At 65.0% G+C, this 12,873-nt stretch carries 13 protein-coding genes and 1 other RNA gene; 11 read left to right on the plus strand and 3 right to left on the minus strand.

Annotated features, from left to right (window positions below; all coding sequences use genetic code 11):
* Positions 1-179: 179 nt before the first annotated feature.
* Positions 180-2,663, minus strand: a complete 2,484-nt coding sequence (locus tag ABQU90_RS00740; protein ID WP_323521696.1) for an ABC transporter permease — start codon at positions 2,661-2,663, stop codon at positions 180-182.
* Positions 2,660-3,277, minus strand: coding sequence for an ABC transporter ATP-binding protein (locus ABQU90_RS00745; RefSeq protein ID WP_269079390.1), 618 nt, complete (start codon positions 3,275-3,277; stop codon positions 2,660-2,662). Before ABQU90_RS00745 ends, ABQU90_RS00740 begins: the two co-directional genes overlap by 4 nt.
* Positions 3,278-3,368: 91 nt before the next feature.
* Here ABQU90_RS00745 and ABQU90_RS00750 point away from each other — a divergent pair, with 91 nt between their 5' ends.
* The 3 genes from ABQU90_RS00750 (at position 3,369) to ABQU90_RS00760 (ending at position 6,256) form a co-directional block, all read left to right on the plus strand.
* Positions 3,369-4,037: an arylesterase gene (locus ABQU90_RS00750; RefSeq protein ID WP_193552430.1), complete on the plus strand. Its 669-nt coding sequence runs from the start codon at positions 3,369-3,371 to the stop codon at positions 4,035-4,037.
* A 91-nt stretch (positions 4,038-4,128) separates the two neighbouring features.
* Entirely contained in the window at positions 4,129-4,842 is a 714-nt protein-coding gene (locus tag ABQU90_RS00755) for a response regulator transcription factor (RefSeq protein ID WP_002811889.1), read from the plus strand.
* Positions 4,843-4,984: 142 nt separating this feature from the next.
* The gene (locus tag ABQU90_RS00760; protein WP_323521698.1) at positions 4,985-6,256 is read left to right on the plus strand and encodes a sensor histidine kinase; all 1,272 of its coding nucleotides are present in this window, start codon (positions 4,985-4,987) and stop codon (positions 6,254-6,256) included.
* Positions 6,257-6,337: 81 nt separating this feature from the next.
* On the opposite strand, the gene ABQU90_RS00765 is transcribed toward ABQU90_RS00760, so the two are convergent.
* Positions 6,338-7,048 (minus strand): SGNH/GDSL hydrolase family protein, encoded by a 711-nt coding sequence (locus ABQU90_RS00765; RefSeq protein WP_323521700.1) that lies wholly within the window; start codon positions 7,046-7,048, stop codon positions 6,338-6,340.
* A 183-nt stretch (positions 7,049-7,231) separates the two neighbouring features.
* Between ABQU90_RS00765 and ABQU90_RS00770 the strand changes: the two genes are divergently transcribed.
* The 8 genes from ABQU90_RS00770 to ABQU90_RS00805 all read left to right on the plus strand — a co-directional run bounded on the left by ABQU90_RS00770 (position 7,232) and on the right by ABQU90_RS00805 (position 12,871).
* Positions 7,232-7,612 carry a diacylglycerol kinase gene (locus ABQU90_RS00770; protein WP_055851088.1) on the plus strand — a complete coding sequence of 127 codons (381 nt, stop codon included), beginning with the start codon at positions 7,232-7,234 and terminating at the stop codon, positions 7,610-7,612.
* 479 nt (positions 7,613-8,091) lie between these two features.
* On the plus strand, positions 8,092-8,721 hold the full coding sequence (locus tag ABQU90_RS00775; RefSeq protein WP_115527138.1) for a LemA family protein: 630 nt from the start codon (positions 8,092-8,094) through the stop codon (positions 8,719-8,721).
* 321 nt (positions 8,722-9,042) lie between these two features.
* Positions 9,043-9,119: non-coding RNA, sX9 sRNA (locus ABQU90_RS00780), on the plus strand.
* Positions 9,120-9,173: 54 nt separating this feature from the next.
* Positions 9,174-10,070: a TPM domain-containing protein gene (locus ABQU90_RS00785; RefSeq protein WP_323521703.1), complete on the plus strand. Its 897-nt coding sequence runs from the start codon at positions 9,174-9,176 to the stop codon at positions 10,068-10,070.
* Positions 10,070-10,561 carry a TPM domain-containing protein gene (locus tag ABQU90_RS00790; RefSeq protein WP_055851097.1) on the plus strand — a complete coding sequence of 164 codons (492 nt, stop codon included), beginning with the start codon at positions 10,070-10,072 and terminating at the stop codon, positions 10,559-10,561. The genes ABQU90_RS00785 and ABQU90_RS00790 overlap by 1 nt, the downstream gene beginning before the upstream one ends.
* A gap of 54 nt (positions 10,562-10,615) precedes the next feature.
* A complete protein-coding gene (gene lgt, locus ABQU90_RS00795; protein WP_323521705.1) occupies positions 10,616-11,506 on the plus strand; it encodes a prolipoprotein diacylglyceryl transferase in 891 nt (296 codons plus the stop codon).
* Positions 11,503-12,297 carry a thymidylate synthase gene (locus tag ABQU90_RS00800; protein ID WP_323521707.1) on the plus strand — a complete coding sequence of 265 codons (795 nt, stop codon included), beginning with the start codon at positions 11,503-11,505 and terminating at the stop codon, positions 12,295-12,297. The genes lgt and ABQU90_RS00800 overlap by 4 nt, the downstream gene beginning before the upstream one ends.
* The gene (locus ABQU90_RS00805; protein ID WP_323521708.1) at positions 12,257-12,871 is read left to right on the plus strand and encodes a PLP-dependent aminotransferase family protein; all 615 of its coding nucleotides are present in this window, start codon (positions 12,257-12,259) and stop codon (positions 12,869-12,871) included. Before ABQU90_RS00800 ends, ABQU90_RS00805 begins: the two co-directional genes overlap by 41 nt.
* The last annotated feature ends 2 nt before the right edge of the window (positions 12,872-12,873 follow it).

Below are 12,873 nucleotides of genomic sequence, written 5' to 3' on the forward strand. Positions count from 1 at the left end.
GCCGCCGCTGCGAACGTACGATTGGCAAGGTGCTTATGCGCTGCAGGTATATGCGTTGCGAAACGGGCGCTGCCGATCGCGTCGTAAGGCGCAGCGCTGCATGACAGTGGGTCATGCAGCGCATCTCGCGTCGCAGCACGCGGCCATTGGCCAACACTCGGCCGCGTCTATCGCCGGCGTTACTCCGTGCGCAGCGCCAACGCAGGTGGCGTGGACAGAATGCGCCGGGTGCCCGACCAGCCCGCCAACAGGCTCAACGCCAGCCCGAATGCGCCGCCCAGCAGCAACCGCGGCCAATCCGGCGCAAGTGCGATGTCGAACGCCTGCTGCCCGACCACCGCGCCGATGACGGCGGCAGCCGTCACCGCAAGGCCCGCGGCCAGCAGCCCCAATGCGCCGAATTCCACCAACACCGCGCCACGGAGCTGACCGCGCCGCGCACCCAAGGTGCGCAGCACCGCGCTGTCGTAGCGGCGCTCGCCTGCCGTGGCCTGCAACGCGGCCAGCAGTACCAGCACACCGGCCAGCAGGCTGAAGCCCATCACCAGTTGCACGGCTTGCGCCACCTGGTCGATCACCTCGCGCACGCGGCCGAGAATCGCGTCGATATCCAACACCGAAATATTGGGGTAGTCGCGGCTCAGCGATGCCAGCTTGGGTGCATTGCCGGGTGGCAGATGAAAGGCGGAAATCAGGTTGTACGGCGCATCGCCTACCGCGCCCTGGTTGAGCAGCAGGAAGAAGTTGACCCGGAACGAATCCCAATCGGCCTTGCGGATGCTGGTGACAGTGAAGCTGCGCTGTTGTTCGCCCAGCAACAAGGTGATGCGGTCGCCGAGCTTGAGCTGATAGCGCTGTGCCCAGCCTTCTTCCACCGATGCCTCGGCCTGGGTGCTGTCGGCGCTCCAGAATTTGCCTTGCAGCAAGGTATTAGCCGGCGGAAACGCATGCCGCCAGGAAAAATTGACCGGGCGGTTGTCGCCATCGCCATCGTCCTGCGGGTCGCGATCGCCGCGCACCGGCGGCTTGTCGTTGATCGCGATCAGCCGCCCGGTGGAAAACGGCTCCACCGCCGCGTTGTCCACGCCCAGGCCGCGCAAAGTCTGTAGTACCGGCTCGGTCTGCTCGGGCTGGATGTTCATCAGGAAATAGTTGGGCGTGTCCGCAGGCAAGCGGTCGCGCCATTGACCAAGCAGGCCCGGGCCGACCACCGCCAGCAGCAACAGCGCGCACAGCGACAGCGACAGGCCGACCAACTGCACCACGCTCAACCCGCGTCGGCGCGTCAGCGAGGCCAGGCCCAACTTCCAGGCCCCGCGCAGGCGGTGCTGGATTGGCCGCAGCAACGTCAGCAATCCCAGCCCCAGCAGCATCGCTACCACCGCCAGCGCGGCCAGGCCGCCCAACACCCAGCCGGCCAGCACCAGGTTGCCGGTTGCGTATACGGTGAGCGCCAGCGTGGCGGCCAACGCGGCCGCATACACCAGCAACGAACTCGGCGGCACCGCGGCAAAGCTGCGGTTGAGCACGCGCATCGGCGGCACGTTGCGCAGCCGTAGCAGTGGCGGCAGGCCGAAGCCCAGCAGCAGCACCAGGCCGATGCCTGCACCTGCCAGCGCAGGGGTGGCCTGCGGCAGCGGCAGCCGGTTCGGGATCAGGCTGCCCAGCGCCTGCACCAGGCCTTCCTGCGCCAGCATGCCCAAGCCAATGCCGACCAGGCAGGCCGGGATGGCGGTCAACAGCAATTGCAGCGACAGCATCGCCAGGATGTCGCGCTGTTTTGCGCCCAGGCAGCGCAGCACCGCCACGGTGTCAATGCGCCGCATCGCAAAGCGATTGGCTGCCAGTGCGGTGGCCACGCCGGACAACAACACCGCCAGCAATGCCGACAGGGCCAGGAAACGCCCGGCGCGATCGAACGCGGCGCGCATGCCGCGCTGGGTGTCTTCGATGCCGACCAGGCGGTACTCGCTGGCGCGGGGCTTGAGCCACGTGCGCAGGTCGGCGATCGCGTTCGGCGCACCGGCAAACATCAACCGGTACGAGGCGCGACTGCCCGGCCCCAGCAGACCGGCGCCCTCGATGTCGGTGCGGTTGACCAGCAGCGGCGGCGACAGCTGCATCAATTCGCCTGAGGCATCCGGCTCGGCGCGCAGCACGCCGGTAATGGTCAGATGGCCGGCGCCGAACTCCAGCTGTTCGCCTACGCGCAGGCCCAGGGCTTCCAGCAGGCGCGGGTCGGCATAGGCCTGGCCCGGCGGCGGTGCGGTGGCGGGAGTGCCTTCCGGGTCGCTAGCGCCTTTTGAGACCAGCAACTGACCGCGCAGCGGGTAGCCGGCGCCGACGCCGCGGATATTGGCCATCTGGCTGGCCTCGCCATGAAACAACACGCTCGGGAAGCTGACCATGCGCGTGCTTTGCAGCCCACGTCGCTGCGCCTCGTCGGTGAAGTTGGCAGGGATCTCCTGGCGTCCGGTGACACCCAGATCGCCGCCCAGCACTTCGGCCGCGCTGGAGGTCAGCGCCAGGGTCACCCGGTCCACCAGGGTCCCGACCGCAGTCATCACCGCCACGCCCAGTACCAACGCGGCGAACACGGTCAGCAGGTCGCCTGCCAGGAATTCCCGCCGTACCGCACGTGCGGCCTGCCGCAGTACGTTCATGCGGTCGGGCCGGTCTGTGCGTGCAAACGGCCGCTGTCGATGCGGTAGATGTGATGGCAGCGCTGCGCCAGGGTCATGTCGTGGGTCACCAGCACCAGGGTGGTGTCGCTGGTGGCGTTGAGCGCGAACAACAGGTCGCTGATCTGCGCGCCGGTGGTTTGGTCCAGGCTACCGGTGGGCTCGTCGGCAAACAGAATGCGCGGCTTGGCCACGAACGCGCGCGCCAGCGCCACGCGCTGCTGCTCGCCGCCGGACAGCTGGCGCGGGTAATGCCGCGCACGTGCGCTCAGGCCGACCGCCTCCAGCACTTCACGCACTCGCGCCGGATCTTCGCGCCCGGCCAGTTCCAGTGGCAGCGCGATGTTTTCCTCGGCGGTGAGCGCCGGCAATAGATGAAAGCTCTGGAACACGAAGCCGACCTCGCGGGCGCGCAAGGCTGCGCGCGCTTCTTCGTCGAGCTGGCCCAGGTCCTGGCCAGACAGCGCAATGCTGCCGCGGGTGGGCAGGTCCAGCCCGGCGAGCAGGCCGAGCAGGGTGGTCTTGCCCGAACCGGACGCCCCAACGATGGCGATGCTGTCGCCTTCACTGACCGTCAAGCTGACGTTGTCGAGGATGTGAAGTGTTCCCTCCGGTCCACTGACGGATTTGCCGACCTCGCGGACGTCGATGGCGGTGCGGGTGCTGGAGCGGGGGGCCAGACTGTCGATGAGGAATCTCCGAATGCGTGAAAGAACACTGCGATATGGCGCGCTGGCCCTGTGGCTGCTGACACTGTCCCTGCTTGCGCCGGGAATTGCCTCTGCCAAAAGTCCGGCTGCGACCGCACCGATCCTGGTGGTCGGCGACAGCCTCAGCGCTGCGCACAACATCCCGGTGCAGTCCGGCTGGGTCACCTTGCTCGACCAACGCCTGAAACGTGACATGGCGACGCCACCGCCGGTCGTCAATGCCAGCATCAGCGGCGAGACCACATCGGGCGCGCTGACCCGGTTGCCTGGCCTGCTGCAAAAGCACCACCCCGGCGTCGTGGTGATCGAATTGGGTGGTAACGATGCCCTGCGCGGGCTGACCCCGGCCCAGCTCAAGGGCAACCTGGAAAAGATGATCCAGCTTAGCCAGCAGGCCGGCGCCAAGGTACTGTTGCTGGGCATCGATGTGCCGCCGAACTACGGCCCGGCCTATCGCGAGCGCCTTAAAGCTGCCTACGCCGACCTGTCTAAACAGTACAAAACCGCGTTGGTGCCGTTCTTCCTGGAGAAGGTCGCATTGCAGCCCGGCTTGATGCAGGCCGACGGCCTGCATCCGACCGCGGCGGCGCAGCCCAAGGTGCTGGAAACGGTGTGGCCCGCGCTGCGCCCGCTGCTGGCGCGCTGAACCAGGCGCGTCATGTAACGTTATTTGGTCTTCACATGCTTTCCACCGCCGATCCGGCATGTTTCACAAAGCTGAAGACCGAGGAAAGTCCATGCGTCAGACCAAGGAAACGTCCGGCCTCGTGCTGGTCGTTGAAGACAACCGCAATATCTCCGAAATGATCGGCGAGTACCTGGAAGGCCGTGGCTTCGAGGTCGACTATGCGCAGGACGGACTGGACGGTTACCGTCTGGCCGCCGAGAACAGCTACGACGTGGTCGTGCTGGACCTCATGCTGCCACGCCTGGACGGGATCGAAGTGTGCCGCCGTCTGCGTAACGACGCACGCAAGTCCACTCCGGTGCTGATGCTGACCGCCCGCGACACGCTGGACGACAAGCTCACCGGCCTGGGTTTTGGCGCCGACGATTACCTGACAAAGCCTTTCGCGATTCAGGAACTGGAAGCGCGCCTGCGTGCGCTGATCCGCCGCGAGCGTCGTCAGGTGGGCTCGGAAGTGCTCAAGGTCGCCGACCTGGTGCTCGACCCGGTCAGCATGCGCGCCACCCGTGCCGGCACCGAGCTGCAGCTCTCGCCGATCGGCCTGCGCCTGCTCACCATCCTGATGCGCGAATCGCCGCGCGTGGTGACACGCCAGGAAATCGAGCGCGAGATCTGGGGCAATGGGCTGCCGGATTCGGACACCCTGCGCAGCCATCTGTACAACCTGCGCAAGATCATCGACAAGCCGTTCGACCGCCCGCTGCTGCACACCGTGCAGAGCGCCGGCTATCGCATTGCCGACATCGCCCAACCGATGGCCTGATGTCGCCGGCCGGCTGCCGACTGGCTGCCGGCCGATCCTGTAGGCGCACACGCGCCGCTCGTTCTCCCGTGCTGCCGTTTGGCTGCACGACGGACTCACGGAAGCGTTGCCTATAATCCGGCGCTCTCCCCTGGATGCAGCAATGCCACACGGGCTCCCGCGAAAAATACGTCTCGCCTTCCTGCTGCAGGTCGCGCTGGCGAGCTTGGCGATTGTGCTGGGCGGGTATCTGATTTCCTTCGTGATCAAGTACAGCCTGGTGCGCACCGTGCTCGCCGATGAGGCCGTGCACTTCTGGCGCATGCAGCGCAGCGCGCCGGATCATCCGCCGCCGGATACGCGCAATATTCAAGGGTATTTCTCGCCAGCCGGTACGGGCCGCGACACCGCGCCGCGCGTGCTGCAGCGGTTGTCGCCCGGCTTTAGCGAAGTGGCCGCAGCCGATGCGCTGGTGTATGTCGATCAACGCCCCGAAGGCCGGTTGTATCTGGTGTTTCCGCGCGCGCGCGCGGCCCACCTGACGCTGTGGTTTGGCGTGGTGCCGGCGATCGTGGTGTTGTTGGGAATCTACGGGGTGTCCTGGTTTACTTACCGGCTTTCCAAGCGCCTGGTGTCGCCGATCAGCTGGCTGGCGCGGCGCGTTTCGCAGTGGGATCCACGCAACCCCGATGTGGACGAACTGGCACCCGAGCGGCTGCCTGCGGAACTGCAGGGCGAAACGCGGCAATTGGCTGCGGCTTTGCACACGCTCGGGCAAAAGGTCAGCGACCACGTCGCGCGCGAGCGCAACTTCACCCGCGATGCCAGTCATGAATTACGCACGCCGCTGACGGTGATCCGTGTGGCCAGCGACATGGCGCTGGCCGACGAGGAGCTGTCGCAACGCACGCAGCGCAGCCTGCGCCGCATCCAGCGCGCTGGCCGCGACATGGAAGCGGTGATCGATGCGTTCCTGATCCTGGCGCGCGAAGCGGAGATCGATCCGCAAAGCGAGACCTTCGATGCGGCCGAACTGGCGGGCGAAGAGGTCGAAAGCGCCCGCGAGTTACTTGGCGACAAGCCGGTATCGCTGCGGATGATCGGCGACGGCAGCCTGCAGATGTTCGCGCCGCCGCGGGTGATGCGGGTGGTGCTCAGCAATTTGCTGCGCAACGCCTGCGCCTACACCGACACCGGCAGCATCGAAGTGGAAGTCAGCCAGGATCGCATCGTGGTGCGCGATACCGGCATCGGCATGAGCGAAGAGGCGCGTGCGCGTGCGTTCGAGCCGTTTTTTCGTGCCGACCCTACGCGCCCGCAGGGCACCGGGCTGGGCTTGTCGATCGTACGGCGTCTTTGCGACCGCTTCGGTTGGCGGATCGAGCTGCACAGCGAGGCAGGTCTAGGGACCTCGGTGGCGGTGGTGGTGGCGTAGGTCGGGTGGTGCTTGCCAGGCGCGTTGTCGCCGTTCGATAGCGTCGGCGTGAGCTGTTCCACCAGATCGCTTCGCTGATCCTTATTTTTGCTCCAACACCGGCGCCACGGCCTTGCGCCAGAGGGCATAGCCGTCTGCAGTCATGTGCAGCATGTCCTCGCGAAACAGCGCAGGGCGCGGCTTGCCATTGGCATCGAGCATGGGCGTGTAGACATCCACAAAATCCACGCGCGGCAGCGGCGCAAGTGCGTCCTTGATCAGGCGATTGGCGGCGATGACCGACGGCAGCAACTGCGCACGCGAGGGACTGGGTTTGATCGACAGATAACTGATGCGCGTATCGGGCAGGTCGCGCCGAATGCGCGCCACGAACGCCACTACGTCATCGCGGACCTGCTCGGGCGTGCGGCCGCTGTTGAGATCGTTATCGCCGGCATACAGCAGCACCTGGCGTGGCGCATACGGAATCACGATGCGGTCGGCGTACCAGGTGCTGTCACGCACCTCCGAGCCGCCGAAGCCGCGATTGATCACCGGTTTGCCGGGGAAATCCTGCGCCAGCGTGTCCCAGAAGCGGATCGACGAACTACCGACAAACACGATGCCATGCTTGGGCGGCGGCTGGCGCGCATCGCTGGCGGCAAAGCGCTGCATATCGTCTTCCCAGGCCGCATTGGACACCTGCGCGGGCACCGTAGGCGCGGTGTGTGGGGCCTGATGGGCCTGCGCGATGGCCTGGCTGGAGAGCAGTGCGAGGGTGCACAGCAGTGTGCGCAAGACGCGTCGAGTCATACGGAAACCTGCAGCGAGAGAGCGGGCTGCCCATGGTGCAGCAGTCTGCGAGCTGAGGGCAAACCGGGCCGTGGCTGGCGATGCGCAGCGTCACGGTGCAAGATTCGCACTTTCCCCAGCAGCGATCATGCCATGCGTTCTTCTTGTCCCCTGACGTGCCCTTGCGGCCGGAAGCACTGACGCATGGCCGATCAATTGGGACACGTGCCGCGCGGACCGCGCCGCATGCTCAAGGCCGCGATCTGGTCGTGGCAGGGCTTACGTGCAGCCTGGCTGCATGAATCTTCATTCCGGCTGGAAGTCTGCCTGGCCGTGGTGATGGCTCCATTGGGCATCTGGCTCGGTCAGTCGCCGCTGGAACGCATCGCGCTGATCGCGCCGTTGTTGATCGTGTTGGCCGCCGAGCTGTTGAATTCGGCCATCGAAGCGGTGATCGAACGCTATGGCCCCGAGCACCACGTGCTCGCCGGTCGCGCCAAGGACATGGGATCGGCAGCGGTGTTTCTGCTGCTGATCAATGTGCTGTTGTGCTGGGGGTTGATTCTGCTGCCGCGGGTGTTTTGAAACGGGTGCGATCTTGACGGTCATCCGGTTGCGCGCCACATCCTGATTGATCACGCAGGCACGCAGGCACGCAGGCACGCAGGCACGCAGGCACGCAGACACCCCGACGCAAGGCGATCTCCTGCGTCGGCAGCCGCGCGCTGCTGCGCTCGGCTGCGCTGGACATGTCTTCCTCGACCAAGCCCCACGTGTTGCTCCAGCACACGACATTCGCACCTTGCGTTTGGTGCACTCAGGGTGGAGCGGGGCGTGAGCTCGCGCGGCACGCATGGCCTGTCAATACGCGGCGCCATGCGTCGACGGGCTCGCCTCAGGGTGCGAGCGCCGTCGCCACGGACCGCAGATCGACGTGGTTGCTCATCAGGGACTGCCGGTCGTTTCGGGGCGCACTACCCCTCGCACGCCTGGCAGGCGCATGTGCATGCGGGTTTGACTTGGCGCGTGGCATGCTGCGGCTCTCTTTCAACGGAATCGCCTGCATGTCTGTCCTGATGCGCGCTGTGGTGTTGCTGATCCTGACAGCCTCGCTGTCGGGTTGCGGGTATAACGCGATCCAGCAAAAAGAAGAAGGCGTCAAAGCCGGTTGGTCGGAAGTCCTTAACCAGTACCAGCGTCGTGCCGACCTGATTCCCAACCTGGTACGCACCGTGCAGGGCTATGCGCAGCAGGAGCGTCAGGTGCTGACCGAAGTCACCAATGCGCGCGCACGCGTCGGGCAGATTCAGGTCAATGCCGATGACGAAGCCTCGCTCAAGAGTTTTCAGCAGGCGCAGGGCGAACTGGGCAGTGCGCTGTCGCGGTTGCTGGTGGTCAGCGAAAACTACCCGCAGCTCAAGTCCGACCAGTCGTTCCGCGATCTGCAGGTGCAGCTGGAAGGCACCGAAAATCGCATCACCGTGGCCCGCGGCCGTTATATCCAGACCGTGCAGGACTACAACACCTATATCCGCTCGTTTCCGCAGGTGATCACTGCCAAGATCTTCGGCTACCAGCCCAAGCCGAATTTCAGCGTGGAGAACGAAGCGCAGATTTCGCGCGCGCCGCAAGTGGACTTCGGCAATCAGCAAGCGCCGCAGCAACAACCGCCACAGCCGCAGCCGGCACAGTAGATACATGCACCTGCGCAGTCTCAACTACTGCGCGGTGTGCTGCACGGCATGTCGAGGTAATCGTTACGTGTGCGATGGCAAGCAACCTATCGCCTGCGTGATCAACCAACGTTCAAATGCGCGGCATCAAGCCCCTCTCCCTCAGGAGCGGGGTGGGTGTGAGGGACGAAGCCGTCGTGTAACGACACTGCACGTAGCTTCGCTCGTTCCTTCATTTATCTCTTCGGGGCACCTTCCCCGCAGGGAGAAGGGAAAGCCAAGAGCGGCCAGCACAACGACTGTGCTCACCGCCAGGCGGGCGCGGCCGGTGCTTGGTGCGGCATGTGCCACTCGTACACTCCGGTTCTGAGCGTGCCGTCCATATCCACCTGACGACTGCTCGCTACGTTGTGTGAGCCAAGCTAAGTGTCATTGCTGATTCACTGTCAGTACTTATCAGCTAGGAGTTGGTAATGCGGAAAACGCACATGTGGGTGTTTTGGATCATGGCGCTACTGCTGCTGCCCGCCTCGGTGCTGGCGCAGGATCTTGCTGCCATCCCTCCACTGCGCTCGCCGGTGGTCGATGTCACCGGCACCTTGGATGCGGCGCAGCTCCAGCAACTTGAGCAGCAGGCGCTGGCATTGCAGCAACGCAAGGGCGCGCAGCTGCAGATCCTGATCGTTGCGACCACCCAACCGGAGACGATCGAGCAGTACACCCAGCGCGTGTTCGATCAATGGAAGATCGGGCGCAAGGGCGTGGACGACGGCGTGCTGCTGCTGGTGGCCAAGGACGATCGCCGCGTGCGCATCCAGCCCGGTTATGGCCTGGAAGGCGCCATCCCCGACATCGTGGCCAACCGGATCATCCAGGAGTACCTGGCGCCGAGGTTCCGCGAGGGCGACTACGGCGGCGGTATCCGCGATGCGACCGCGACGCTGGCGGGCCTGATTGAAGGAGAAGCTCTCCCGGAACCGGTCAGCGGTCACGCCGATGGTGGCGTCGGCAATGGGGTAGGTGGGGGCGGTTGGATCATGGCGCTGTTTATCGGCTTTGTGGTCGCGATGGTGGCGCGCGGCATCCTCGGCGCCCTGCCGCGTCCGCTGCGCGCCGTGCTGACCGGCGTCGCGGCCGGGGGCGCCGCCTTGCTGTTTACCTCGTTGCTGTTCGCCAGCGCCGGTGCAGCCGTCATCGGTCTGCTGGCGGGCCTGGTCTCTGGCTCGCCGGGGCGCTTTGTCGGCGGCGGTGGCTGGGGCGGTGGTGGATTCGGAGGATTCGGGGGTGGTGGCCGTGGTGGTTTTGGCGGCGGCGGCTGGGGCGGCGGCGGTGGATCATCGGGAGGCGGTGGCGCCTCGGGGAGTTGGTAATGCGGTGGCTCAGGCATCTTTTCGCGCCGTCGGCGCAACGCAGGTTTCCGACCAGTTGCATGGATGCGATCACCGCGGCGGTGGCCGCCAGTGAGCGCAGTCATACCGGCCAGATCATGGTGGCGGTCGAAGCGGACCTGCCGCTCGGGGCGCTGTGGAGCGCCCACACCGCTCGTCAGCGCGCCGATCAGGCGTTCGCGCAGCTGCGCACCTGGGACACCGAAGCCAATAACGGAGTGCTGATCTATCTGTTGCTGGCCGACCACGCCATCGAAGTGGTTGCCGACCGCGGCTTGCGCAGCCAGGTGCCGGAGGCGCAGTGGGCGGAAGTGTGCCGGCGCATGCAGCAGTTCCTGCGCGAGCGCCAGTACGAGGTGGCCGTCCTGGCGGGGATCGAAGCGGTGACCGAGCTGCTGGTCGAGCATTTCCCGCGTGGCGCGGAGATGCAGCATGAAGACGAGCTGCCCGATCGGCCCCAGCTCTTAGGCTGAAGGCGTGCGAGGTGTCAGAATAGACGCCTCGCTTTTTTGTGATACGCGGTCCGCATGATCTATCTGCACGCCATCGACCCCATCGCCTTCTCGCTTGGCCCGGTGCAGGTGCACTGGTACGGCTTGATGTATCTGGCCGCCTTCTTCTCGGCCTGGGCGCTGGGCCGCTCGCGCATCCTGCGCGGCCGTCTGCCCGGCGTGGACATGGACGGTTTTTCCGATCTGTTGTTCTACGGCATGCTCGGCGTGGTGCTGGGCGGGCGCATCGGCTACATGCTGTTTTATGGGTTCGAGACCTTCCTGGCCAATCCGCTGATCCTGTTCAAGGTGTGGGAAGGCGGCATGAGCTTCCACGGCGGACTGCTGGGCGTGTTGATCGCCTGCTGGCTGTGGGCGCGCAAGCATCGCCTGCACTTCTTCGACGTGATGGATTTTGTCGCGCCGCTGGTGCCGTTGGGCCTTGGTTTCGGGAGGCTCGGCAATTTTGTCGGCGGCGAGTTGTGGGGCAAGTTCACACAGGCCGGCTGGGGCGTGATCTTCCCGCATGCGCCGGAACTGGCCGATATCGCGCCAGCGCAGATTCACGCGCAATACGCCGCCGGCGCATTGGATCGGTTCGCGCGCCATCCGTCGCAGCTGTACGAAGCCGCGTTGGAAGGCGTGGTGATGTTCGTCGTGTTGTGGGCATTCTCGATGAAGCCGCGCGCACGCTATGCGGTGTCGGGGCTGTTTGCGCTGCTGTATGGCGTGTTCCGCTTCATCGTGGAATTCGTGCGTGTGCCGGATGCACCGATCGGCTATCTGGCCTTCAACTGGCTGACGATGGGCCAGATTCTGAGCTTGCCGTTGATAGCGGTGGGGCTGGTCTTGCTGGCGATGTCGCGCCGTGCACCGGTGTTGCAGCCGGTGGTGCCGACCGCCGTAACGGTGGAGGCGGCGAAGTGAAGCCGTATCTGGATCTGCTGCAGCATGTGCTGGAACACGGTGCCGAAAAGTCCGACCGCACCGGTACCGGCACGCGCAGCGTGTTCGGCTGGCAGATGCGCTTCGATCTCAATGCCGGTTTTCCGCTGGTCACCACCAAGAAGCTGCATCTGCGCTCGATCATCCACGAGCTGCTGTGGTTTCTGCAGGGCGATACCAACATCGGGTATCTGAAAGACAACCAGGTCCGCATCTGGGACGAATGGGCCGATGACAATGGCGACCTTGGCCCGGTGTATGGCAAGCAGTGGCGGCGTTGGACCGGCCCGGACGGCGTAGAGATCGACCAGATGCAGTGGCTGGTCGATGAGATCAAACGTAACCCGGATTCGCGCCGGCTGGTGATCAGCGCCTGGAATGTCGGCGAGTTGTCGCAGATGGCATTGATGCCATGCCACAGCCTGTTCCAGTTCTACGTGGTCGACGGCAAACTCAGTTGCCAGCTCTACCAGCGCAGCGGCGACATCTTTCTGGGCGTGCCGTTCAATATCGCCAGTTATGCGCTGCTGACCCATCTGGTGGCGCAGGCCACCGGCCTGGGCGTGGGCGATTTTGTGCACACGCTGGGCGATGCGCATCTGTATTCGAATCACTTCGAACAGGCACGTGAGCAGCTGACGCGCACCCCGCGCGCATTGCCGACCTTGCGCCTGAATCCCGATGTCACCGACCTGTTCGCGTTCCGCTTCGAGGACATCGCAATCGAAGGCTATGACCCGCATCCGGCGATCAAGGCGCCGGTGGCGGTCTAGTAATCACGTCATCAAGGAGGAACGTATGCAGAGGCGTTTGCTGGTTTTCATCGGTTTGATCGGGCTGGCGTCGACGAATGCAGTGGCGTTCGCCGAAACCGTGCGTGGTCCGGCCGGTCGCCTGCAGCTGCCCGATGGTGTGACTGCGACGATCGCGCCATCCAATCCGACGCATCCGAATGTCGACGCCAGCGCGATCATCACGCTGACCAACGTGCAGCCCGGTGCGATTGGGCCGGTCACGATTGAAATGAGTTGCCCACAGGCAATCGGCCAACTGAATTCGGCCAAGGGCATGGAGCGATTGGCCGCCGTGACGTTTCAGTTGGACAAGAAGCTGACACGTGAAAAGGCCGAGTGGGTCGAGCTCGATGCGCAGCAGACTTACCGTACCGATGCTTCGCGTGCCGATGGCACGCGGCTGACGCAGTGGCTGGTGCCCTTGGGTACCTCGTTTGCCTGGATCAAATTCGACAGGCCGGGCGCAGCGCCACTGCAGCAGGACGTGCTGGATGCCATCTCCGGGATCAAACTCCTGTGCGGTTCCATGGCTGAAAACAAGAAGGTCCAGTGATG

It is taken from the genome of Xanthomonas sp. WHRI 10207 (assembly GCF_040202975.1).
In the GTDB taxonomy this organism is placed as follows: domain Bacteria; phylum Pseudomonadota; class Gammaproteobacteria; order Xanthomonadales; family Xanthomonadaceae; genus Xanthomonas.